The sequence below is a fragment of the Limnohabitans sp. Bal53 genome (genome assembly GCF_003063355.1).
Classification (GTDB): domain Bacteria; phylum Pseudomonadota; class Gammaproteobacteria; order Burkholderiales; family Burkholderiaceae_C; genus Limnohabitans_A.
The window spans coordinates 165170-186290 of sequence record NZ_NESH01000005.1; the positions used below are offsets into that span (position 1 = coordinate 165170).

Annotated in this window: 24 protein-coding genes and 1 tRNA gene; 21 read left to right on the forward strand and 4 right to left on the reverse strand. The window is 56.9% G+C overall.

The genetic code is table 11. The features are described from left to right. The first annotated feature begins 89 nt into the window (after positions 1 to 89). From B9Z50_RS13710 to B9Z50_RS13720, 3 genes are all read left to right on the forward strand, one after another. A complete protein-coding gene (locus B9Z50_RS13710) occupies positions 90 to 440 on the forward strand; it encodes a rhodanese-like domain-containing protein (RefSeq protein WP_233249878.1) in 351 nt (116 codons plus the stop codon). A gap of 121 nt (positions 441 to 561) precedes the next feature. After that, positions 562 to 915, forward strand: coding sequence for a carboxymuconolactone decarboxylase family protein (locus B9Z50_RS13715; RefSeq protein WP_108365261.1), 354 nt, complete (start codon positions 562 to 564; stop codon positions 913 to 915). 77 nt (positions 916 to 992) lie between these two features. Next, positions 993 to 1367 carry an OsmC family protein gene (locus tag B9Z50_RS13720; protein ID WP_233249879.1) on the forward strand — a complete coding sequence of 125 codons (375 nt, stop codon included), beginning with the start codon at positions 993 to 995 and terminating at the stop codon, positions 1365 to 1367. Positions 1368 to 1385: 18 nt separating this feature from the next. On the opposite strand, the gene B9Z50_RS13725 is transcribed toward B9Z50_RS13720, so the two are convergent. Both B9Z50_RS13725 and B9Z50_RS13730 read right to left on the reverse strand, forming a co-directional pair. Then, positions 1386 to 1631 (reverse strand): metal-sensitive transcriptional regulator, encoded by a 246-nt coding sequence (locus tag B9Z50_RS13725; RefSeq protein ID WP_108365265.1) that lies wholly within the window; start codon positions 1629 to 1631, stop codon positions 1386 to 1388. Between the two features lie 145 nt (positions 1632 to 1776). Beyond that, positions 1777 to 2112, reverse strand: coding sequence for a helix-turn-helix transcriptional regulator (locus tag B9Z50_RS13730; protein ID WP_108365267.1), 336 nt, complete (start codon positions 2110 to 2112; stop codon positions 1777 to 1779). Positions 2113 to 2244: 132 nt separating this feature from the next. Here B9Z50_RS13730 and B9Z50_RS13735 point away from each other — a divergent pair, with 132 nt between their 5' ends. From B9Z50_RS13735 to B9Z50_RS13820, 18 genes are all read left to right on the forward strand, one after another. Further along, positions 2245 to 3321, forward strand: coding sequence for an efflux RND transporter periplasmic adaptor subunit (locus B9Z50_RS13735; RefSeq protein WP_108365269.1), 1077 nt, complete (start codon positions 2245 to 2247; stop codon positions 3319 to 3321). Between the two features lie 11 nt (positions 3322 to 3332). Next, complete coding sequence (locus tag B9Z50_RS13740) at positions 3333 to 6554, forward strand: efflux RND transporter permease subunit (RefSeq protein WP_108365271.1); 3222 nt, start codon at positions 3333 to 3335, stop codon at positions 6552 to 6554. A gap of 35 nt (positions 6555 to 6589) precedes the next feature. Continuing rightward, positions 6590 to 6799 carry a DUF2892 domain-containing protein gene (locus B9Z50_RS13745; RefSeq protein ID WP_108365273.1) on the forward strand — a complete coding sequence of 70 codons (210 nt, stop codon included), beginning with the start codon at positions 6590 to 6592 and terminating at the stop codon, positions 6797 to 6799. Between the two features lie 10 nt (positions 6800 to 6809). After that, the gene (locus B9Z50_RS13750; protein WP_233249880.1) at positions 6810 to 8192 is read left to right on the forward strand and encodes a TolC family protein; all 1383 of its coding nucleotides are present in this window, start codon (positions 6810 to 6812) and stop codon (positions 8190 to 8192) included. 30 nt (positions 8193 to 8222) lie between these two features. Further along, positions 8223 to 8603: a rhodanese-like domain-containing protein gene (locus tag B9Z50_RS13755; protein ID WP_108365275.1), complete on the forward strand. Its 381-nt coding sequence runs from the start codon at positions 8223 to 8225 to the stop codon at positions 8601 to 8603. A gap of 158 nt (positions 8604 to 8761) precedes the next feature. Beyond that, the gene (locus B9Z50_RS13760) at positions 8762 to 9070 is read left to right on the forward strand and encodes a c-type cytochrome (RefSeq protein WP_108365277.1); all 309 of its coding nucleotides are present in this window, start codon (positions 8762 to 8764) and stop codon (positions 9068 to 9070) included. Between the two features lie 118 nt (positions 9071 to 9188). After that, positions 9189 to 9512, forward strand: coding sequence for a hypothetical protein (locus B9Z50_RS13765; protein WP_108365279.1), 324 nt, complete (start codon positions 9189 to 9191; stop codon positions 9510 to 9512). A 171-nt stretch (positions 9513 to 9683) separates the two neighbouring features. Next, positions 9684 to 10256 (forward strand): DUF302 domain-containing protein, encoded by a 573-nt coding sequence (locus B9Z50_RS13770; protein WP_108365281.1) that lies wholly within the window; start codon positions 9684 to 9686, stop codon positions 10254 to 10256. A gap of 23 nt (positions 10257 to 10279) precedes the next feature. Next, on the forward strand, positions 10280 to 11602 hold the full coding sequence (locus B9Z50_RS13775; RefSeq protein WP_108365283.1) for an OmpP1/FadL family transporter: 1323 nt from the start codon (positions 10280 to 10282) through the stop codon (positions 11600 to 11602). Positions 11603 to 11736: 134 nt separating this feature from the next. After that, positions 11737 to 12042 carry a helix-turn-helix transcriptional regulator gene (locus B9Z50_RS13780; protein WP_108365285.1) on the forward strand — a complete coding sequence of 102 codons (306 nt, stop codon included), beginning with the start codon at positions 11737 to 11739 and terminating at the stop codon, positions 12040 to 12042. A 22-nt stretch (positions 12043 to 12064) separates the two neighbouring features. Then, complete coding sequence (gene soxC / locus B9Z50_RS13785; RefSeq protein WP_233249881.1) at positions 12065 to 13429, forward strand: sulfite dehydrogenase; 1365 nt, start codon at positions 12065 to 12067, stop codon at positions 13427 to 13429. Continuing rightward, positions 13413 to 14489 (forward strand): c-type cytochrome, encoded by a 1077-nt coding sequence (locus tag B9Z50_RS13790; protein WP_108365287.1) that lies wholly within the window; start codon positions 13413 to 13415, stop codon positions 14487 to 14489. Before soxC ends, B9Z50_RS13790 begins: the two co-directional genes overlap by 17 nt. Before the next feature lie 69 nt (positions 14490 to 14558). Further along, positions 14559 to 15014 carry a thiosulfate oxidation carrier protein SoxY gene (soxY, locus tag B9Z50_RS13795; protein ID WP_108365289.1) on the forward strand — a complete coding sequence of 152 codons (456 nt, stop codon included), beginning with the start codon at positions 14559 to 14561 and terminating at the stop codon, positions 15012 to 15014. A gap of 56 nt (positions 15015 to 15070) precedes the next feature. Further along, on the forward strand, positions 15071 to 15382 hold the full coding sequence (soxZ, locus tag B9Z50_RS13800; protein ID WP_199221746.1) for a thiosulfate oxidation carrier complex protein SoxZ: 312 nt from the start codon (positions 15071 to 15073) through the stop codon (positions 15380 to 15382). Positions 15383 to 15455: 73 nt separating this feature from the next. Continuing rightward, positions 15456 to 16256, forward strand: a complete 801-nt coding sequence (gene soxA, locus B9Z50_RS13805) for a sulfur oxidation c-type cytochrome SoxA (protein ID WP_108365293.1) — start codon at positions 15456 to 15458, stop codon at positions 16254 to 16256. 19 nt (positions 16257 to 16275) lie between these two features. Beyond that, entirely contained in the window at positions 16276 to 16899 is a 624-nt protein-coding gene (gene soxX / locus B9Z50_RS13810) for a sulfur oxidation c-type cytochrome SoxX (RefSeq protein ID WP_108365295.1), read from the forward strand. A gap of 66 nt (positions 16900 to 16965) precedes the next feature. After that, positions 16966 to 18699 carry a thiosulfohydrolase SoxB gene (gene soxB / locus B9Z50_RS13815; RefSeq protein WP_108365297.1) on the forward strand — a complete coding sequence of 578 codons (1734 nt, stop codon included), beginning with the start codon at positions 16966 to 16968 and terminating at the stop codon, positions 18697 to 18699. A 50-nt stretch (positions 18700 to 18749) separates the two neighbouring features. Beyond that, a complete protein-coding gene (locus B9Z50_RS13820; RefSeq protein ID WP_108365299.1) occupies positions 18750 to 19748 on the forward strand; it encodes an MBL fold metallo-hydrolase in 999 nt (332 codons plus the stop codon). A 44-nt stretch (positions 19749 to 19792) separates the two neighbouring features. Here B9Z50_RS13820 and B9Z50_RS13825 read toward each other — a convergent pair. After that, a tRNA-Arg gene (locus B9Z50_RS13825) sits at positions 19793 to 19867 on the reverse strand. Positions 19868 to 19979: 112 nt separating this feature from the next. Beyond that, a complete protein-coding gene (locus B9Z50_RS13830; RefSeq protein WP_108365301.1) occupies positions 19980 to 20888 on the reverse strand; it encodes a hypothetical protein in 909 nt (302 codons plus the stop codon). Positions 20889 to 21121 lie beyond the last annotated feature (233 nt).

Below are 21121 nucleotides of genomic sequence, written 5' to 3' on the forward strand. Positions count from 1 at the left end.
TAAACGAAGGTCATTGAATGTCTACAAGCTTGAAGCGTTTTTTGTGTGGGATCACGATTGTTCTGGGATTGCAAGCTTGTAGCCCTGAAGTGGCACTACCCAACGTATCTCTGGAGCAAGCCCGTGCCGAGTACGAGGCGGGCAAGGTGTTGATGATCGACATCCGTGAGCCCCAAGAGCACGCCACGGGTGTGGCACAAGGCGTGGTCTTGCTGCCGATGAGCCAGGTGGCGCAGCGCGTGGCCGAGATCCCGAAGCAAGCCGACCAACCAGTTTTGTTGATCTGCAACACCCAAAACCGCTCGCGTGCCGTGACCGAAGCCCTGCAAGAGCAAGGCTTCACCAACATCCGTTATGTCAACGGCGGCATGAGCGAGTGGGCCAAGCGCGGCTGGCCCATGGTCAAGCCGCAAGATTTGGTAGGACCGTCCAAATCTTGATGTAGAGCAAATTGGGATTTCAGTGGCGGATATAAACTGAGACTTATATAAGGCCTTTGGGTGCATCCCAATGCACCGGGTCTGGGTTCAGTTTGTCGTCTCCGTTTGAAAGGTAAGTCCCATGAGTACGTTTGACCACCCCGGCTTGATGCAAGACATCAACGAGTGCCTGGTGCCTTTTCGCAAAAGCCAGCCCGATGCGATGAAAGGTTTTGGCCAATTGGCCCAGGCGGCCATGGCCGAGGGCGCATTGAGTACCAAACACAAGGAACTGATGGCTTTGGCCATTGGTGTGACGCAGCGCTGCTCGGGTTGCATCGGTTTTCACGTCAAAGCCTTGATCAAACTCGGGGCCACACGAGCCGAGTTGGAGGAAATGCTGGCGGTCTGTGTGTACATGGGCGGCGGTCCGGCCTTGATGTATGCCGCAGAAGCCGTGAAGGCCTGGGATGACCTGCAAGTGCCGCAGGGCTGAACCATGAGTGAAAACTGATCTCTGTCACGCTGACCCAGCAGCACGATTACCGTTTTGACATCCGTTTTGACGACAGCATGCCGGTGCTGACCAGCGACGAGCCCGCGCCATTGGGCACGGGTTTGGGGCCATCGCCCGTGCAGTTGCTGTGTGCTGCAGTGGGCAATTGCCTGAGCGATTCACTGCTGTTTGCCTTGCGCAAATTCAAGCAAGCGCCCGAGCCTTTGCGCTGCGAGGTGCAAGCCCAAGTGGGCCGCAACGCAGACGGCCGCATGCGCGTGCTCGAGATGGTGGCCACTTTGCACTTGGGGGTAAGCGCCGCCCAACTTGAGCAGCTCGAACGTGTGCTGGGTCAGTTTGAAGGCTTTTGCACGGTGACCCAAAGCGTGGGGCAGGGCATCCCGATTCAGGTCAGGGTGCTCGATGCCGATGGGGTGGTGCTCAAGTCCTGAGCGGACTGCACCCTGATTTCAGGCGAACTTGGTCAGCATTTCTGCCACGTGCTCGGGCGACTGGTCGCCCTGCTCGATCATGCAGCCGACCATGGAGAAAAAGGATTTGTCGAGTGCCTTGCGGGCAGCGGCCATTTGTTGGGCGATTTTCTCGCAATCGGCATCGCCTTCGATGAGTTTTTGCAAACCCCGCAGTTGGCCCTCAATGCGGGCCAGGCGGGCGCACAGGTTTTTCTTTTTCTCGGCGTTCACGATGCGGCTCATGCAGGTCTCCTGATTGGCCCCTGATGAGATGGCGGAGCCGTTGGAGCATCATGATAGCTTTTTGCGATGAGGCTTGAAATTGGCGGGCAAGAGACGGGCCGGCAGGCGAATGGCCCAAATGCCCTGGCCATGAGCGGCGATGGGTTCAGCCCGGAGTAAACAGGGCCCGGTCGCTAGAGGTTTGTTCGTATTGCCGCGCGATGTTGGCGCAGACCAGATCGCACAGGGCGTAGATGGACGGATCGCTCACTTTGTAAAACACACTCGCGCCTCGGCTTTCGCGCTCGACAATGCCGTGTTGCGCCAGGTAAGACAGGTGGCGCGACACGTTGGCTGACGAGTAACCCGACAGTTGGGCCAATTCGCCCACGTTGTGCTCGACGTCGCGCAGCAGGTTCAGGATTTGCAGGCGTGTGGGCTCCGACAGCGCCTGAAAATAGGCGGCAATCTGTTCGAGTGCTTTGGCTGGCAGGTCTTTCATGGGCGCTCCATTACACAACAAATCTCAACAATGACGAACACTGTTTGACGTGGTGATGGAATTAATTGTATCATTGCGCATGTGCGCAAACAACCAAATGTGCAAAATCAACGGTTTGATGGAGAAGCTTGGATGAACAGACGATCAATTTTGGCTGCGGCCATGGCTTTTGCAGGCTTGACCAGCGCCCCGGTTTGGGCCAATGCCGATGCGGCAGCGGTCAAAAGTGTGGCCGCTCAAGCCAGCGCGGCGGGTGCCCAAGAGGCGAGTTTGGACGCGGTGGTCGAGGCGGTGCGCCAAGCCACTTTGTCGGCCCAGGTCCCAGGGGCCATCGTCAGTTTGAACGTGAAGGCCGGTGACAGGGTGCGTGCCGGCCAAGAATTGCTGCGCATCGACGCCAGCGCCGCCCAGCAAAATGTGGTCGGCAGCACTGCCCAGCTCGAAGCCGCACAGGCCAATTTGCGTGTGGCCAGTAAAGAGCTTGACCGCCAAAAGCAACTTTTCCAGAAGCAATACATCAGCCAAGGCGCACTCGAACGCGCTCAAGCCCAGTACGACGCAGCCCAGGCCCAGGTGCAGGCCCAGCAAGCCCAAACCCGCGCGGCCCAAACCCAGACGGGTTTCTTCAGCGTGCGTGCCCCTTTTCATGGCGTGGTGACCGATGTGCCTGTCACTTTGGGTGACATGGCCATGCCGGGCCGCCCCTTGGTGACCTTGCACGATCCCTCGGCTTTGCGCGTGAGTGCAGCCGTGCCGCAGTCGATGATTCCAGGTGTTCGCAACCAGTTGAAAGCTGTGCGTTACGAGATCGCAGGCCACACCAGCGTGGCCGCGGCCAGCGTGCAATTGCTGCCCGCAGTGGACCCGGTGACGCACACCGCACAGTTGCGCTTGGCTTTGCCTGCAGGGGTTGAGGGCTTGGTGCCCGGCATGTTCGCCCGGGTTTGGGTGCCTGGCAGCTCGGCCAGCGCTGCGGCTCAGAACGGTGCCAAGGATGCAGCCCCAGCGGGCCGCGTCTTCTTGCCGCTCACAGCCATCGTGCGCCGCGCCGAGATGACGGGGGTTTACGTGAAGGATGCACAAGGCCAACCGCGTTTGCGCCAGGTTCGCTTGGGTCGCACCACGGGGCAGACCGTCGAGGTGTTGTCGGGTGTGAGCGCGGGTGAGCAGGTGGTGACCGAACCCGCCACCCTTGGCAAGAAACTCTGAAAGCGACACCCATGAGCGAACAAAAAATGGGCATTTCGGGCCGCATCGCAGCGGCCTTCCAGAGTGCGCAGATCACGCCCTTGCTGGCGCTGGTGGCGTTTTTGCTGGGCGTGTTTGCCGTGATGGTGACGCCCCGCGAGGAAGAGCCGCAAATCAACGTGACCATGGCCAACGTGATCGCGCCTTTCCCGGGTGCGTCGGTGCGCGAAGTGGAGCAAATGGTGGCCATCCCGGCCGAGCAGGTACTCTCCAAGATCGCGGGTGTCGAGCATGTGTATTCGGTCTCTCGCCCCGGCGTGGCCATCCTGACGGTGCAGTTCAAGGTGGGTGTGCCGCGCACCGAGGCGCTGGTCAAGTTGCACGACACGATTCGCGAAAACGCCGACTGGTTGCCCACCAACTTAGGTCTGCCTGAGCCTTTGATCAAGCCCAAAGGCATCGACGATGTGCCCATCTTGTCCCTGACCTTGCACGGAAAAACCGCAGACGTGAGCGCCTTTGATCTGGAGCGCGTGGCGCACAGCATCGAGGCCGACATCAAACGCGTGCCCGGCACCCGCGATGTGGTCACCATCGGTGGCCCGCGCCGCGCGGTGTTGGTGCAGATTGACCCGCAGCGCATGAACGGCTCGGGCGTCACGGTGCACGACTTGCGCATGGCCTTGCAGTCGGCCAATTTGGGCCTGCCCGTGGGTGAATTGTTGGGTGCCAACCAGAGCGTGGCCATCGAAGCCGGCCCACACCTGACGCAAGCCAGCGACGTGGCCGAACTGGTCGTGCAAGTGGTGCAGGGCAAGCCTGTCTTCTTGAAAGACGTGGCAGACGTGAAAGACGGCCCCATGCCCGCCGAGCGTTATGTCTGGCACGGCAACAATGCCCAAAACGGTGGCGAAGAGTTCGCCGCCGTGACGCTGTCGATCACCAAAAAGTCGGGTGAAAACGCCATCGATGTGGCCAATGGCGTCAAGAGCCGTGTCGAAACGCTGCAAGGCACGGTGATCCCCGACAACGTGCAGGTGGTGGAGACCCGCAACTACGGTGAAACCGCCAACGACAAGGCACAAAAACTGATTCAGAAACTGCTGTTTGCCACCGCTTCGGTGGTGGCGCTGGTGTTCATGGCGCTGGGCCGACGCGAAGCTGCCATCGTGGGCGTGGCCGTTGTCTTGACGCTGACCGCGACCTTGTTCGCCTCTTGGGCCTGGGGCTTCACGCTCAACCGTGTGTCGCTGTTTGCCCTGATCTTTTCCATCGGCATTTTGGTGGACGACGCGATCGTGGTGGTGGAGAACATCCACCGCCAGCAGCAGCTGTACCCCGGCAAAACCATCCGCGAGATCATCCCCGGTGCGGTGGACGAAGTCGGTGGCCCCACCATCTTGGCCACCTTCACCGTGATTGCGGCCCTGTTGCCCATGGCCTTTGTGAGCGGCCTGATGGGTCCTTACATGAGCCCGATTCCAATCAATGCCAGCTTGGGCATGTTGTTGTCGTTGGCCATTGCCTTTGTCATCACGCCTTGGTTGTCGGGCATGTGGATGAAGCCGTCTGGCCATGCGCACGACGAGAATTCAACGGGTGGCGGCCACAGCGGTCTGAGCGCCAAGCTCGAACCGCTGTTCGAAAAAATCTTCAAGCCTTTGCTCGACACCCAATCGGGTGGGCGTAACCGCAAGCTTCTGGGGCTGGGTGTGGCGGGTCTGATTGCCTTGTCTTTGGTTTTGCCTGCCACGGGTCTGGTCATGCTCAAGATGCTGCCCTTTGACGACAAGTCGGAGTTTCAGGTGGTGGTGGACATGCCTGCGGGCACACCGCTTGAGAAAACCGCTGCTGTGATGCGCGAGCTGGGTGGCCACTTGGCCACCGTGCCCGAGGTCAGGCATTACCAAGCCTATGTGGGCACGGCTTCGCCCATCAACTTCAACGGTCTGGTGCGCCAGTACTACCTGCGTGCAGGCGCTGAGCTGGGTGACATCCAGGTGAATCTGGTGGGCAAATCCGAGCGCAGCGACAAGAGCCATGTGATTGCCACGCGTGTGCGTCCGGCTTTGCAAGAGATCGGTCGCAAACACGGTGCCAATGTCAAAGTGGTCGAAGTGCCACCGGGCCCCCCCGTGATGTCGCCCATCGTGGCCGAGATTTATGGGCCTGACGCCGAAGGTCGCCGCCAGGTGGCTCAGTCGGTGCGCGCCGTGTTTGAAAAGACCGAAGGCGTGGTGGACATCGACGACAGCTCGATTGCCGATGCGCCGCGCAAACTGCTGCTGGTTGACCGCCGCAAAGCGGCCGTGTTGGGCGTGTCGCAACAAGCCATCGTGACCACACTGCGTGCCGGTTTGGCGGGCGAGTCGGTGACCTATTTGCACGACGGCAGCAAGTACCCGGTGCCCGCCTTGATCCAGCTGCCTGAGACCTTGCATGGCGATCTGGACGCTTTGCTGCAGCTGGGTGTGAAAAGCGCCACAGGCAAGGTGGTGGCCATGCGCGAGCTGGTCACGGTGAGCGATACCTTGCGCGAGCAGCCCATCATTCACAAAGACATGATGCCCGTGAACTTCGTCAACGCCGACATGGCTGGCAAAGTGGACAGTCCCTTGTACGGTTTGTTCAAGATGCGTGGTGACGTGACCCAGATCATCGGCCCGGACGGTGAGCGGATTGAAGAGTACTTCATCAGCCAGCCCGACGACGCTTGGCGCGGCTACAGCATCAAGTGGGATGGCGAGTCGCAAATCACCTATGAGACCTTCCGCGACATGGGCGCAGCCTATGGTGTGGGCCTGATCCTGATCTATCTGCTGGTGGTCGCGCAGTTTGGCTCCTACCTCACGCCGCTGATCATCATGGCGCCCATTCCGCTGACCATCATTGGGGTGATGCCAGGCCACGCCTTGCTCCACGCCCAATACACCGCCACCAGCATGATCGGCATGATCGCGCTGGCGGGCATCATCGTGCGCAACTCGATCTTGTTGGTGGACTTCATCAACCTGCAAGTGAACAGCGGCATGGACTTCAAGCGGGCGATTGTGCAATCGGCCATCACCCGTGCCCAGCCCATCATGCTCACAGGCCTGGCGGCCATGATCGGTGCCTTCTTCATCTTGGATGATCCGATTTTCAATGGCTTGGCCATCTCCTTGATCTTTGGCATCTTTGTGTCCACGGTCCTGACGCTGGTCGTCATCCCCACTCTGTATTACGTGGCGTACCGCAAAAAGTTCGGCGCTTGAGTTATTTTTTCGTTCATCAACTGGAGTAAATCATCATGAAATCTTGGCAAATCGTTCGTTTGGTCGCAGGCTTTTTTGTCTTGTTGTCTTTGGCTTTGGGCGTGCAGGCCAGCCCTGTTTTTGTGAACGAGTGGTGGTTGGCTTTCACCGCTTTTGTGGGTTTGAATTTGCTGCAAAGCGCCCTGACCAAGTGGTGCTTGATGGAGACCATCTTGCGCAAATTCGGCGTCGAGTGCGGCTGCTGATCTGACCGCCATGCCCACCATGCGTTCGCCCTTGTTCAAACCCCGGCCCCTGAGCGGCTGGGTGCTGGCGGCCCTGCTGGCCACCCCTTCTGTGCAGGCTCTGGATTTGGTGAAAACCTGGGAGCTGGCGCGTGCGCACGACCCGCAAATGCAGGTGGTGGCCGCCACGCGCTCATCGGTGCAAGCCTTTGAAGCGCAAGCCCAAGCTTTGTGGCGACCTGTGCTGATGGGCAGCGCCACCGTGGGCGCCATGTCGGCCGATACCAGCACGACTGGAGCCCAGTTTTCAATGGGCGGTACAGGTGGATTCGCCACCTCGGCCAATGCGGCCACCTCCACGCGTTGGTCGCTGCAGGCCAAGCAGCCGCTCTACAGTCCCGAGCGCCAGGCTCAGCAAGCGCAGTTGAATACCGCTGCAAGCGTGGCCGAGCTGCGTGCCGACCTGGCCCAGCAACAATTCATGCTGCTCACAGCGCAAAGGTATTTCAATCTGCTGCTGGCCGAGCGCCAGGAACAGGTGCTGAAAAACCAGTACGCCGCTGTGAGTCGCTCACTGACTGAAGCCAAAGACCGCTTTGCCTTGGGCGATTTGCCGGTCACCGACACGCACGAGGCCGCTGCCCGTGCCGAAGGCCTGAAGGCGCAGTTGCTGGCTGCTGTCAGCGAAGTGCAAATGGCCCGCAGTGTGCTGACCGACTCCACCCGCCTAGCTGCCGATGTTTTGAAGCCACTTTCACCCAAGGGCGATGCGGCGGTCACCGCCGTGCCCCCTTTGGCGCAAGTGCTGGAGCAGGTGCGCGAGGCCAATACGGGCGTGCGCTTGCAAAAAGCCCAACAGGACGTGGCCCGTCAGGAGCTGCGAAAGCACGAACGCAGTGGCGGCGTCACCTTGGATTTGGTGGCTTCGGCCGGACGCGACCGCTTGAGCGGTGACGGTGACTTTGGCCCATCGACCAACACACAAAAGCAGCAGATGGTGGGCTTGAGCCTGAATGTCCCTCTGTACACGGGCGGCTGGCGCAGCGCCAAACTGCAAGAAGCGGTGGATGCCCAAACGCGGGCTGCGGCCGAAGTGGATTTGGCTGTGCAACAAGCGCAGCAGCAAGCCCGCTCGGTTTGGCTGGCGCTGGAGACCGGGCCCGCCCGTTTGGCTGCCCTCAAAGCTTCATGGCAGGCGAGTACGGCACGTCTGGAGGCCACCCGTTTGGGGCGCCAAGTGGGCGACCGCACCACGTTGGCGTTGTTGCAAGCCGAAAACGATGCAGCGCAGGCTGAGCTGGCTTGGCTGCGCGCACAAACCGAGTTGCTGCTCACCCGCTTACAGCTCGACGCCTTGACTGGCAGCATGTCGGTGCAAAGCCTGCAAGCCCTGAACGCCCAATTGGCACCCTGAGACCCCTTGATTGAACCTAACGGAGACACCATGAAAACAGCCCACGACCTGGTCCTGCAAGCCAAGGCCAATGTTCGCGAAATCCCCTTGCAAGACGCCGAAGATGCCATTCGCCAAGCCGATGTCTTGTTGGATGTGCGCGAAGCCGATGAGTTTGCTGCTGGCCACCTGCCGGGTGCTGTGTTGGTGCCCCGTGGTTTGCTGGAGTTCAAGCTCAGCGGCACACCTGCCTTGTCGGGGCGCGACCTGAAGGTGGTGCTGTACTGCAAGACCAGCGGCCGCGCAGCTTTGGCCGCGCAAGCCATGCAGAGCATGGGTTATCTGAACGTTTCATCGATTGCAGGAGGTTTTGATGCTTGGGCCGCTGCAGGCAAAGCGGTGATCAAGCCTGAGCAGCCGACCTTTGACTGAGCCCGATGACCGCTTTTTGGGGATGGCTTTGGGCCTTTATTGGCTTGAGCCTCAGTAGAATCCCCGAGCCTGAACTGAAGCGTTTTTTTGACAAAAGCGCCTTGATTTCGGTTAAATTAGCGACTGGTTATATTTAAACCCCCTCACATGGAGCTCTCATGAAACTGATTTTTGCTGCTGCTGCCGTCTCCGCCCTGATGTCAGCCCCTGCCTTCGCCAACATGGACATGGCCAAGAAGAACGCCTGCATGGCCTGCCATGCCGTGGACAAAAAGGTGGTGGGTCCTTCCTACCAAGACGTAGCCAAGAAATATGGCAGCCAGAAAGACGCCGCAGCGACTTTGGCCAAGAGCATCAAGGCCGGTGGTTCGGGCAAGTGGGGTCCTATCCCTATGCCCGCTCAGGCCGCTTTGAGCGAAGCCGATGCCCTGACTTTGGCCAAGTGGATTTTGGCCGGTGCCAAATAATTTCAAGCCCATTGACTTGAACAACATGGCATGATTTAGAAAGCTCGATTGGTACTCGTGGCTTTTGTTTGCCGCTCAAGGGCCTGCCCTTGAGCGGCTTTTTTGATTGGAGACTCGTATGAAAACCCCCCACAAGATCGCAGCGGTCTGGATCAGTTTCTTTTTCGCAACATTTGCCCATGCGCAGCCCACTATTTTCAAAGAGGCGGATTACAAACTTGGCGAGGAACTGATCGCCGAAAGCAAGTGTGTGGCTTGCCATGTCTCCAAGGTCGGTGGCAACGGTAGCGCCATCTACAAACCGCAGGGACGCATCAATAATGCTTCCTTACTGCGCGGTATGGTGGAGCAATGCAACACCGAACTGAATTTGGGCATGTTTCCAGAGGACGTTACTTCGGTCGCTGCGGTGCTCAACCGTGACCATTACAAGTTCAAGTGAGGTCTTTAGGACTCGCGACTGATTTGCCTGACAAATACCTTACCCCATAGGGTATAGGGTATCTGCTAATTCCTTATTTCTCCTGGGGAATTGATGATGGTTGTCAATCCATCGCGACACATGGTGTGTCTCGCTGGATTGCATCAATGCATGAACTCAGGAGAAAAACCAATGCGCAAATCTTTCACTTGGATGAAATGGGCCGTTCTCGCCAGCTCGATCTGGCTCACCGGTTGCGGCACCATCAGCACCCTCGGCAAACTTGAATCGGGCGCAGGTTCAGAAGCCAGCCGCATGTGGGACCGCTGGGTGGAAGGTGAGGGTGACATTGCCGTGGCCACCACCTGGGAGCGCAAAGTCAAGAAGGGTGTGACGGCTCAAGAGGTTGAACAGGTCCTCAAACAAGTTGCCACTGAGCGCAACATGCGGGATGTCGGCACGCTGCCCCTGTCCAAAGAGCTTGAAGCCCGCTCCGGCAAAAAAGAAAAGCTCCTCACGGTCTATTCGTTCTGCTCACCCACCACGGCCCGCAAGATGGTGGACTTCAGTCCTCACATGGCCGCCTATCTGCCATGCCGCATTTCCATGGTGGAAAAAGAGGACGGCCTCTGGCTCTACACCCTCAACATGGACATGATGGTCAAGATGGGCCGCAAGCTGCCCTCGCCCCTGAAAGAAGAAGCCAAAGCCGTGCGCGACACCATCTGGGAAATGATGGAACGCGGTCACAAGGGTGAGTTCTGATCCGGCATCAACAGGAGAAATCAATGAAAAAAATCAACACTTTGCGCGCCACCGTGGTGGCGGCTGTTTTGGCCACGGGTTCTGCAGCGTGGGCGACCGACGGTTACTTTCCGCACGGCTTTGGCATGAAGTCCAAGGGCATGGGCGGCGCTTCAGTGGCCGTAACCGACAACGCTTTTGCAGGCATCAACAACCCGGCTGCGTCTGTTTGGGCGGGTAACCGCGCCGATCTGGGGGTGGACATATTCATGCCCAAGCGCAGCGCCGCACGCTCGGCCCCCGGCTTTGGCGGCATGCTTGAAGGCGACGTGAAAAGCGATGGCAGTGCCTTTGCGGTGCCTGAATTTGCATATAACGCTCGGATCGATGACCGCAGAAGTTGGGGTGTCACTGTTTATGGCAATGGCGGCATGAACACCGAATACCCCGGTAGCAATGTGACTTGTTCTGCCGACGGTGGCGTGACGACTTATCAAGGTAACTTGCTGTGTGGGCAGGGCAAGTTGGGTGTCGATTTGATGCAGCTGATCATCGCGCCGACCTTTGCTTACAAACTTGATGCGCAGCATTCTGTGGGTGTGTCGCCGCTCTTGGTGGTGCAGCAGTTCAAGGCCACAGGGCTTCAAGCATTTACATCGACTGATCCACAGTCACAAATGTCGGTGAATCCAGCGAAAGTTACCAACACAGGTACCGACCGCAGCACAGGCTTGGGGGTTCGTTTGGGCTACCTGGGGCAGTTGAGCGACACCTTGAAGTTCGGTGCGACCTATTCGCCCAAAATCAAGATGGGAAAATTTGACGAGTACGCGGGTTTGTTTGCGGGTGCGGGCTCTTTTGACATTCCCGAAAACTATGCCTTGGGCGTGAACGTCCAGGTCACACCCGCTTTGTCGGTGGCGGCTGATTACTCACGCATCAATTACAGCGGCGTGCCATCGATTGGCAACCCCATGAGCAATTTGATGGCGGGTAACCCCATGGGCTCGCCCAATGGCCCCGGATTTGGCTGGTCTGACGTCAGTGTGATCAAGCTGGGTGTGCAGTGGCAAGCCACACCGACCATGGTGTTGCGCGCGGGTTACAACCAAAGCACCAATCCGGTCAAACCCGAAAACGTGACCTTCAACATTCTGGCGCCCGGTGTGATCAAGCAGCACTACACCGTGGGGGGTACCTATGCCCTGAGCAAGGATGCCGAGTTCACCTGGGCCTACATGTACGCGCCCAAAAACACTGTCACCGGTCCATCGATGTACAACATGCAAATGCAAACGAACGTCATCACCGAAACCATCCGCATGTCCCAGCAATCATTGGGTGTGCAGTACAGCTGGAAGTTCTGAACCCAATGCCAGTGTGTTCCTGATCAGGGTTTATCCTGATCAGGATGCATGCTCCGTGTAATCCCTGATTCAGGTTCATTGTTTATCGTATATATTCGCACATCCGAATATACGAACCTAACAGCAAATCACGCATGAGTGACGAGACCGAAGCGGTGTTTGAGAAGGCAGCAGAAATGTTTGCAGTTCTTTCTACGCCTATTCGCTTGCGAATCATCAGCGAGTTGTGCCAAGGGGAAAAAAATGTAGGGCAATTGTTGGACCAAATTGACGTGGCTCAACCGAACATGTCCCAGCACCTGAACATCATGTACAGGTCGGGCATTTTGGGTAAACGTCGTCAAGGGGCCCAAATGTTTTACCGGATTGCAGACCAAACAGCCGTGGTGGTGTGTCGTGCCGTGTGCACGCAAGTCGCCATCGACACTGCCGTGAATTGACAACTCAAAACGAGGAGTTTGTGTGAAAGAAGACAGCATCAACTCAGGAAGGGTGCAAAAAGCACCTGAAAACTTCCTGACCCAAAGTGGCATCAAGGAGGTCTTTGCCGAAGGCAAAAAAGGTCGCCGTGATTTCATTCGCAATGCCTTTGCAGCCGCTGCTGCAGGCGCCGCAGCCCCCATGGCCATGGCCCAGGGCAATCCGGTGCCCACCGAAGGTGGCGATCCCAATATTCTGAACTTGCCCGAGCATGCTGTGGGTCTGGGTCAGGGTGTGGCCGTTGAAGGTTATGGCAAGCCCTCCAAGTTCGAAGCGAACTTGCAGCGCCGCCAAAGCCCCGGCCTGACACAAACCACACAGGCTTCGGTGTCGTTCGCGCCCCTGCAGTCCTTGTTTGGCATCGTCACCCCGAGCGGTTTGCACTTCGAGCGTCACCACCAAGGCTGGTGGGACATCGACCCGTCCAAGCACCGTTTCATGATCAACGGCATGGTCAAAAAGAACATGGTGTTCACCATGGACGAGATCATGCGTTTGCCTTCGGTCTCGCGTTTCCACTTCATTGAGTGCGGCGCCAACAGCGCTACCGAGTGGGGCAACGTGGCTGTGCCAACAGTGCAATACACCCACGGCATGTTGTCGTGCAGCGAATTCACGGGCGTGCCCTTGATCACCTTGCTCGAGTTGGCTGGCGCTGACCTGAAAAACGGCAAGTTTGTGCTGGCCGAAGGTGGTGACGGTTCGTCCATGACCCGCACCATCCCCATGAGCCTGATCACATCGGGTGAAGTCATCGTGGCCTATGGTCAAAACGGTGAAATGTTGCGCCCTGAAAACGGCTACCCCCTGCGTTTGGTGGTGCCTGGCGTGCAAGGCGTGAGCTGGGTCAAGTACCTGCGCCGTGTCGAAGTGGGTGACAAACCCTATGCCGCCAAAGACGAAGCGATTCACTACATCGACTTGCAGCCAGGCGGCCTGCACCGTCAGTACTCCAACTTGCAAGAAGTCAAGAGTGTGGTGACCACGCCCTCCGGCGGTCAAGTTTTGCTCGACAAAGGTTTTTACAACATCACCGGTCTGGCTTGGTCGGGCAAAGGCAAGATCAAGCGCGTGGATGTGTCCACTGACGGTGGTCGCAACTGGCGTCAAGCGCGTCTGGAAACCCCTGTGTTGTCCAAAGCATTGTCGCGCTTCAACCTCGATTGGGTGTGGGACGGCAAGCCCGCCATCATTCAAAGCCGTGCGCAAGACGACACGGGCCATGTGCAGCCCACATACCAGCAACTGCGTGGTGTTCGTGGCACACGATCGATTTATCACAACAACGCCATCCAGTCGTGGTTGGTGCAGGAAAACGGTGAGGTGAAAAATGTCCAGGTTTCGTAATGCCGTTTTGACGGTTGCACTCTTGGCGGTGGCTGGTGTGGCCGCCGCACAAAGCGCCAAATACCCCGGTGTGGGCCGAGATGCCACGCCCAAAGAAGTGGCCAAGTGGGACATCGATGTGCGCCCTGACTTCAAGGGTTTGCCTGCCGGTTCTGGTTCGGTTGCCAAAGGCCAAGACGTGTGGGAGGGCAAATGCGCCCATTGCCACGGTGTTTTTGGTGAGTCTGGCGAAGTTTTCAGCCCTTTGATTGGTGGCGTCACTGCCGAAGACATCAAAACGGGTCGTGTGGCCAATCTGAACCGTACTGATTACCCTGGCCGCACCACCATCATGAAGGTGGCCACAGTCTCGACTTTGTGGGACTACATCAACCGCGCCATGCCTTGGACCAACCCCAAGACATTGACCACGGAAGAGGTCTATGCCGTTACGGCGTTCTTGTTGAACCTGGCGAATATCGTGCCTGAGAACTATGTGTTGTCAGACAAAAATATCGCTGAAGTGCAGGCTCGTATGCCCAACCGCAATGGCATGACCACAGCCCATGCGATGTGGCCAGGCAATGAATTTGGCGGTGTCAAAAAGATTGACACCAACAACAAGATTTGCATGAAGGACTGCACGCCAGAGCCAAAAGTGGCCTCGTTCTTGCCTGACTTTGCGCGCAATGCCCACGGCAATTTGCAAGAGCAAAACCGCATCGTGGGTCCACAACGCGGTGCTGACACCACCAAGCCTGAAGCCAAAGCAGGAATGCCAGTGTCAGCCGCAGCCCCAGCGGTGGTTGCTGCCAAGCCTGAAAATAACGAAGCCAAGGCTGCGATTGCACTCCTGAACAAGTACAGTTGCACCGCTTGCCACGGCGTGGACAAGAAAATTGTCGGCCCAGGCTTCAATGAAGTTGCCAAAAAGCAAGCCGGAAAAACCGACTACTTGGTGGGCAAAATCAAGGCCGGTGGTGTGGGTGTGTATGGTCAAATCCCTATGCCCGCACAATCGCTGCCTGACGCCGATGCCAAGCAAATTGCCGAATGGATTTCCAAGGGGGCCAGCAAGTAATTCGGGGTTTCCCCGTTGTACCGCTGAACCTGTTTCTGTAGCATCAATCAATCATCAAGGAGATATCAGATGCAAAACCGTCGCGAGACACTCAAGCAAACAGCTGTTGTGGCTGGCCTCTTGGCCACTGCGGGCTTCCCACAGTTCGCCCACGCAGCATTCAACAAAGCCGCATTCGACGCCAAGTCGGTGCAAGACGCGATCAAAGCAGCCGGTGGCAGCAGCTTGGTCGAGAGCAAAGACGTGACCATCACCGGTCCAGACATTGCTGAAAACGGTGCTGTGGTGCCTTTGGGTGCCAGCACAGCTATGGCAGGCGTCAAGCACATGTTGATTTTGGTCGAGAAGAACCCAGCCGCTTTGGTGGCCATGTTCCATGTGACCGATGCTGTGGAAGCCGCTTTCACAACCCGCGCCAAGATGGGCCAGTCTTCTGATGTCTACGCCGTGGCCATCATGAACGACGGCAAGGCCATGTGGGCCAAGAAAGAAGTCAAAGTCACTTTGGGTGGTTGCGGCGGTTAATCCCCGACATTCACTTCGAACCCACATTGATTCATTGAAAGATTTAGGAGAAAAAAATGGCAGATCCAATGCGCATCCGTGCCCAAGCATCGGGCGAAAAAGCAACCGTTCGTGTGCTCATGAGCCACGAAATGGAATCCGGCCAGCGCAAAGACGCTTCCGGCAAAACCGTGCCCGCATGGTACATCCAAGAAGTCACAGCCAAGCTCAACGGCAAGGATGTGTTCTCGGCTGAGTGGGGCCCCGCAGTGTCCAAGAACCCTTTCCTGCAGTTCGCAGTCAAAGGCGCCAAAGCCGGTGACAAAATTGCAGTGACATGGAAAGACAACAAGGGCGAAACCCGCACAGACGAAGCCACGGTGTCGTGATCGTTTAGAACCAGGTAGCAAACGCGGTCATCGTAAGATGCCGCGTTTATTCATTTTTAAAAAGAGGAAGACAATGAATAAGCACAACAAAACAGCAGTCCTTCTGGCTGCTTTGCCTTTGATGTTTTCAAGTTTGGCTTCGGCCCAAACTCAGGCTGAGAAAGACATTGACAAATACCGTGAAATGATCGCGGACGGAAATCCCGCTGATCTGTGGGACGCCAAAGGCGAGGCCCTCTGGAAGAAAAAAACGGGCCCTAAGAACGCTTCTCTTGAGCAATGTGACTTGGGTCTTGGCCCAGGTGTTGTCAAGGGTGCTTATGTCAGTCTTCCTCGTTATTTTGCCGACGCCAACAAAGTCATGGACTTGGAAGTGCGACTGTCCTACTGCATGAAGACTTTGCAGGGCATTGACGTCAAAGATCAGGATTACAACAAAGGCGATCACAAAAACATCATTGCACTGGCAACCTACGTGGCGGCAGCTTCGCAAGGCATGCCAGTCAACGTGCCTCAGTCGCACCCCGAAGAAAAGCGCATGTACGAAACAGGCAAGATTGCTTTCTTCTACCGCGCTGGCCCCTATGACTTTTCCTGCGCCACTTGTCACAACGCAGATGACAAGCGAATTCGTCTTCAAGGCCTCCCTAACCTGACCAAGAACGAGCCAGCTGGCCGTGCATTCACTTCGTGGCCTGCATACCGTGTCAGCAACGCTCAGTTGTGGCCCATGCAGAAACGAATTGATGATTGCTTGCGTCTGCAGCGTTTTCCTGCTCCAAAGTTTGGTTCGGAAGCCACCATCGCATTGTCTGTTTACATGGGTGTCAATGGTAAAGGCGTAAAGTCTTTGGCCCCTGCCATCAAACGTTGATCAGGACTGGAGTAATCACATGAAAAAATCCACTTACATTTTGCTGCCGGTGGCAGCGGTCTTTTTGGCTGGTTGCGCATCCATGATGCCAACTGACTACAAAAAAATGACCAAAGACATGTTGTTTTCGTCGTTTCAAACCAAAGGCATTGCCACGATTGATCGACTCAATCAGGATGAAATCCAGGCAGCTTGCTCTGAAGCGGAGTTGACCGGCAAAGACTTGAGCGAGGCCACTCGCAAGCGTCTTGAAGAGCAAGAGTTGGCGAAGGTCAAATACCCTGCCAACGGTCAGTACTTTGGAGATTGGGCCAAGGGCGAGAAGATCGCCCAAAACGGTAGGGGCATGGCTTGGTCAAACAAGGCCGATACGGTCAATGGCGGCAATTGCTACGCATGCCACCAGTTGAGCAAGAAGGAAATTTCTTACGGCACCTTGGGTCCCAGTCTTTACCACTACGGTAAATTGCGCGGAGATTCCGAAGCGATCGTGAAATACACATGGGGTAAGTTGTACAACGCCAAAGCCTATAACGCTTGCACCAACATGCCACGGTTTGGCCACTTGAAGGGCCTGACCGAATCGCAGTTGAAAGATGTGATGGCTTTGTTGATGGACCCTAAGTCACCTGTCAACAACTGACCTTGCTCAAGTCCAACCTTTCGGGGTTGGACTTTTTTTGGTTTACATATATCAGTGATTGCAAATATGAATCTCTCCAAACGCGAATTTATCCAAGTCATGGGCGCCGGCACGATGGCTGGCATGAGCATGGGCGCTTATGCCCAATCCAGTGCCAGCACAGCAGCCAACGGCCTGTATGACATTCCCAAGTTCGGCAATGTGTCCTTTTTGCACATGACCGATTGCCATGCGCAGCTCAAGCCGATTTATTTCCGCGAGCCCAGCATCAACTTGGGCATTGGCTCCATGCAGGGGAACCTGCCGCATTTGGTGGGTGAGTATTTGTTGAAAGTGGCCAAAATCCGCCCGGGCACTGCAGAGGCTCATGCCCTGACTTATTTGGATTATGAGAAAGCTGCCAAGCGTTATGGCAAGGTCGGTGGTTTTGCGCATTTGGCCACACTGGTCAAGCGCATGAAGGCCAGCCGCCCAGGCGCTTTGTTGCTGGACGGTGGTGACACTTGGCAGGGCTCTGGCACCAGCTTGTGGACCAACGGCCAGGACATGGTTGACGCCTGCAAACTGCTGGGCGTGGACGTGATGACCGGCCACTGGGAATTCACCCTGGGCATGGAGCGCGTCAAGGAAATCGTTGAAAAGGACTTTGCAGGCAAGGTCGACTTTGTGGCCCAAAACGTCAAGACCAACGACTTTGGCGATCCAGTGTTCAAGCCCTATGTGATCCGCGAGATCAACGGCGTGCCTTGCGCCATCATTGGCCAGGCCTTCCCGTACACCCCGATTGCCAACCCACGTTACATGGTGGCCGATTGGGAGTTCGGCATCCAGGACGAGAACATGCAAAAGATGGTGGACGAAGCCCGTGGCAAAGGTGCCCAGGTCGTGGTCGTCATCAGCCACAACGGCATGGACGTGGACCTGAAAATGGCCAGCCGCGTCAGTGGCATCGACGCCATCATGGGCGGCCACACACACGACGGTATGCCTGTGGCCTCGATCGTGTCCAACAAGGGTGGCAAGACCCTGGTGACCAATGCCGGCTCGAATGGCAAGTTCCTGGGCGTGCTCGACTTTGAAGTTAAGGATAAAAAAGTCAGCGACTTCCGCTACAAACTGCTGCCCGTGTTCTCCAACATGCTGCCCGCCGACAAAGAGATGGACGCCTTGATCACCAAGATCCGCGCACCCTACGAAAGCAAGTTGGCCGAAAAACTGGCCGTGACCGATGGCTTGCTCTATCGCCGTGGCAACTTCAACGGCACGGGTGACCAGTTGCTGGTTGATGCGCTGCTGGACGTGCAAGGTGCTGACATCGCGTTCTCGCCCGGCTTCCGTTGGGGCACCACGCTCTTGCCGGGTCAGGCCATCACGCGCGAATGGCTGCTCGACATGACTGCCACCACCTACTCGTATGCCACCGTGACCGAGATGACGGGCGAGACCATCAAGACCGTGCTTGAAGACGTGGCCGACAACCTGTTCAACCCAGACCCTTATTACCAGCAAGGTGGCGACATGGTGCGTGTGGGCGGCTTGAGCTACAGCTGTAACCCTGTGGAGAGCGCTGGCAAGCGCATTGGTGATTTGCGCCTGAAAGGCCAGCTCATCGAGGCGGGCAAAAAGTACAAGGTCGCTGGCTGGGCCCCTGTGGCCGAAGAAGCCCGCAACCAGGGCAACAAGCAAGTTTGGGAAGTGGTCGAGACCTGGCTCAAGGCGCAAGGCGGCCGTATCAAACCACGCCAGCTCAACGCCCCCAAAATCATGGGCGCTTTGCCCAACAAAGGCTACGCGGTTTGAACAGGGCGTGCAGTGCCATTTGGCGCTGCACTGTTTGAGGAGGGATCACCATGAAAAGAAGACAACTGTTATGGGCCAGTGCGGCCATCGGTGGCGTGGCCATGTGGCCCGAGGCGCGATTGTTGGCGCAGCAAGCGCAGGACTTTATCCAAGGGCCACCCGTTGCCGACATTGCGGCGCAACAGCTGTCTCCCCATGTGTGGATGATCTACTCCCCAGACGGATTTCCCACCCCAGAAAACCGGGGCATGATGGCCAACGTGATCTTTGTGGTCACCACGGCCGGGGTGGTGGTGATCGATTCGGGGGCCTCGCTCCAAATTGGCCAAATGGCCATCCGCATGATCCGCAAGGTGACCGACAAACCCGTGGTGGCCGTGTTCAACAGCCACTACCACGGCGACCATTGGCTGGGCAACCACGCCTTCGTCAAAACCTACGGCGACAAGCTGCCCATTTACGCACTGCCCAGCACCATTGAAAAGCTCAAAGGCGCAGAAGGCAACTTGTGGCGCAGCCTGATGGAGCGTTGGACCAACCAGTCGACACTGGGCACTCAGGTGGTCTTGCCCAACACGCCTGTGCAGCATGGTCAAGTCCTGCAGTTCGGTGACGTGAGTTTGCGTCTTCACCATTACGGCACAGCCCATACCCCTTCGGATTTGTGTGTCGAAGTGGTGCAGGACAAGGTGACGGCGTTGGGCGACATCGCCATGACCAACCGCATCGCCAACATGGACGAAGGCTCCTACCCCGGCACCTTCAAATATTACAAAGCCCTGCAAGCCGCTACGGGCGATCAGCTCTGGGTGCCCGGTCACGGCCACGCCCGTAAAGACTTGCTCAAGACCTATGGCGAATTCATGGCCGGCATCTGGGAGCCGTGCCTCAAAGCGGTCGAAGACGGCAAGTCTGAGGCCGAAGCCAAGGCTGCTGTGATGAAAGACCCGCGTGTGGCCTCAAGGGCCAAGACCATGGATGGGTTTGATGGCAACATTGGCAAATACATCAGCTTGGCTTACTTGGAAGCTGAAAAAATCGCGTTTTAAAAGCAAAAAATCCGCACCGTTTTGAACGTGTGCGGATTCAGCATTGGTGCCCCCGACAGGAATCGAACCTGTATCACTCCCTTAGGAGGGGAGAGTTCTATCCATTGAACTACGGTGGCACACGACAAGGATTGTAATGGCCACAATCTTGAGTCATGGGGTTGTTTGATTTTCTAAATAGAGCCCCCACCGAAATGCAACGAGCCCCTCCTGTGCAAGGCGGTGATGGCCTTAAAAAGCTTGGCTGTTCAGCAGCAGGTGATGTACATCGGTCAGCTTCTCATGGACGCGACGGCCCTGAAAGAAAAGTTTGAAAGTGGTCCAATCCTGGCTGTGGACCAGGAAGGGGCCCGAACCGTAAACGCTTTTGGTCATGCCCGCTTTCAGCTGCAGCAGAGTTTTCTTGTTTTGGCTGTCCAGCACACAAACTTCTGTGTCAGCTTGGGCCTCCAAATAGACATAGTTGCCGGGTTTGAGAGGCTGAGTGGGGGTGTGGGTTTTGCTGTTGTCGCGGTGCTGCCAATCGCAAGAGTCGGACACGGCTGATGCGGAGCCTTTGGCTTGAAGATTGGAATGATCTGTTTTGGGCGCGGCAGCGACCAACAGCTCGGTTTGTGAGGGCGGGGTGGAGGACTGTAGCAATGGAGCTTTAGCTTCAGCAGGCGCTGCACTGGCCAACAAGGTGGGTGGATTTTCTTTTGCGGCCCAAGGTTTGAAGGCGACCAAAGCGACCGAGCTGAGCAAGCACAGCAACCAAAAAACAGGCTGCAGAAATATGCCACGGCGAGCGGTGACAGATGGCAACGCGATACTGTGTGGCTGTGCATCCGTCACATTGGCGGGCCAACTCGCATCGTGTTTTGTGGGGGCTGTGGAGGCAGGCGCTGGCTCATGCGGGTCGGCGAGCATGACGGGCTCTGGCAAGGGTAGCTCGTGCCCAAGATTTTTCAGCAGCTTGAGGCCTGTGCTGCGTTTGATGGCGGGGTTATAAAAACTGCTGCTGCCTCCCATCTCAAGCTCTCTGAGTTGGGCCACGGAGACCGTATTGCGGCGTGCAAAAACCAGTTCATCGATGCCTGCTGCTTCCCGCAAACTTCGCAAGAGTTGCCCATCTTCAGAACGCCATGATGGTTTGTTCATAGGTGAATGCCAACTTTAGTCTTTGTCATGCCCCAAAAAAGGGCATTTTCAAATATTAATATATTTTTTCTAAATTTGTAAATAAAAACAGTTAGGCAGCTGATCTTGTTTGATCCGTTAGAGGCCAGATGCTTTATCGGATTGGAAACCCTGACCTTGTCGCGCTGAGTTTGAGGCGGATTGAGAGGTGCGGGCATCAGGTGCTTCAAGTTTCAAGCCGTGGGGTGCTTGTC

What these genes read in the sequence shown, in the direction of transcription:
- B9Z50_RS13745 (WP_108365273.1), top strand. Translation starts at nt 6,590, where the DNA reads ATGAAATCTTGGCAAATCGTTCGTTTGGTCGCAGGCTTTTTTGTCTTG.
- B9Z50_RS13735 (WP_108365269.1), top strand. Translation starts at nt 2,245, where the DNA reads ATGAACAGACGATCAATTTTGGCTGCGGCCATGGCTTTTGCAGGCTTG.
- B9Z50_RS13790 (WP_108365287.1), top strand. Translation starts at nt 13,413, where the DNA reads ATGTCCAGGTTTCGTAATGCCGTTTTGACGGTTGCACTCTTGGCGGTG.
- B9Z50_RS13820 (WP_108365299.1), top strand. Translation starts at nt 18,750, where the DNA reads ATGAAAAGAAGACAACTGTTATGGGCCAGTGCGGCCATCGGTGGCGTG.
- soxB (WP_108365297.1), top strand. Translation starts at nt 16,966, where the DNA reads ATGAATCTCTCCAAACGCGAATTTATCCAAGTCATGGGCGCCGGCACG.
- B9Z50_RS13750 (WP_233249880.1), top strand. Translation starts at nt 6,810, where the DNA reads ATGCCCACCATGCGTTCGCCCTTGTTCAAACCCCGGCCCCTGAGCGGC.
- soxZ (WP_199221746.1), top strand. Translation starts at nt 15,071, where the DNA reads ATGGCAGATCCAATGCGCATCCGTGCCCAAGCATCGGGCGAAAAAGCA.
- soxA (WP_108365293.1), top strand. Translation starts at nt 15,456, where the DNA reads ATGAATAAGCACAACAAAACAGCAGTCCTTCTGGCTGCTTTGCCTTTG.
- soxX (WP_108365295.1), top strand. Translation starts at nt 16,276, where the DNA reads ATGAAAAAATCCACTTACATTTTGCTGCCGGTGGCAGCGGTCTTTTTG.
- B9Z50_RS13730 (WP_108365267.1), bottom strand. Translation starts at nt 2,112, where the DNA reads ATGAAAGACCTGCCAGCCAAAGCACTCGAACAGATTGCCGCCTATTTT.
- B9Z50_RS13775 (WP_108365283.1), top strand. Translation starts at nt 10,280, where the DNA reads ATGAAAAAAATCAACACTTTGCGCGCCACCGTGGTGGCGGCTGTTTTG.
- B9Z50_RS13770 (WP_108365281.1), top strand. Translation starts at nt 9,684, where the DNA reads ATGCGCAAATCTTTCACTTGGATGAAATGGGCCGTTCTCGCCAGCTCG.
- B9Z50_RS13725 (WP_108365265.1), bottom strand. Translation starts at nt 1,631, where the DNA reads ATGAGCCGCATCGTGAACGCCGAGAAAAAGAAAAACCTGTGCGCCCGC.
- B9Z50_RS13740 (WP_108365271.1), top strand. Translation starts at nt 3,333, where the DNA reads ATGAGCGAACAAAAAATGGGCATTTCGGGCCGCATCGCAGCGGCCTTC.
- B9Z50_RS13780 (WP_108365285.1), top strand. Translation starts at nt 11,737, where the DNA reads ATGAGTGACGAGACCGAAGCGGTGTTTGAGAAGGCAGCAGAAATGTTT.
- B9Z50_RS13715 (WP_108365261.1), top strand. Translation starts at nt 562, where the DNA reads ATGAGTACGTTTGACCACCCCGGCTTGATGCAAGACATCAACGAGTGC.
- B9Z50_RS13760 (WP_108365277.1), top strand. Translation starts at nt 8,762, where the DNA reads ATGAAACTGATTTTTGCTGCTGCTGCCGTCTCCGCCCTGATGTCAGCC.
- B9Z50_RS13830 (WP_108365301.1), bottom strand. Translation starts at nt 20,888, where the DNA reads ATGAACAAACCATCATGGCGTTCTGAAGATGGGCAACTCTTGCGAAGT.
- B9Z50_RS13765 (WP_108365279.1), top strand. Translation starts at nt 9,189, where the DNA reads ATGAAAACCCCCCACAAGATCGCAGCGGTCTGGATCAGTTTCTTTTTC.
- soxY (WP_108365289.1), top strand. Translation starts at nt 14,559, where the DNA reads ATGCAAAACCGTCGCGAGACACTCAAGCAAACAGCTGTTGTGGCTGGC.
- B9Z50_RS13720 (WP_233249879.1), top strand. Translation starts at nt 993, where the DNA reads ATGCCGGTGCTGACCAGCGACGAGCCCGCGCCATTGGGCACGGGTTTG.
- B9Z50_RS13755 (WP_108365275.1), top strand. Translation starts at nt 8,223, where the DNA reads ATGAAAACAGCCCACGACCTGGTCCTGCAAGCCAAGGCCAATGTTCGC.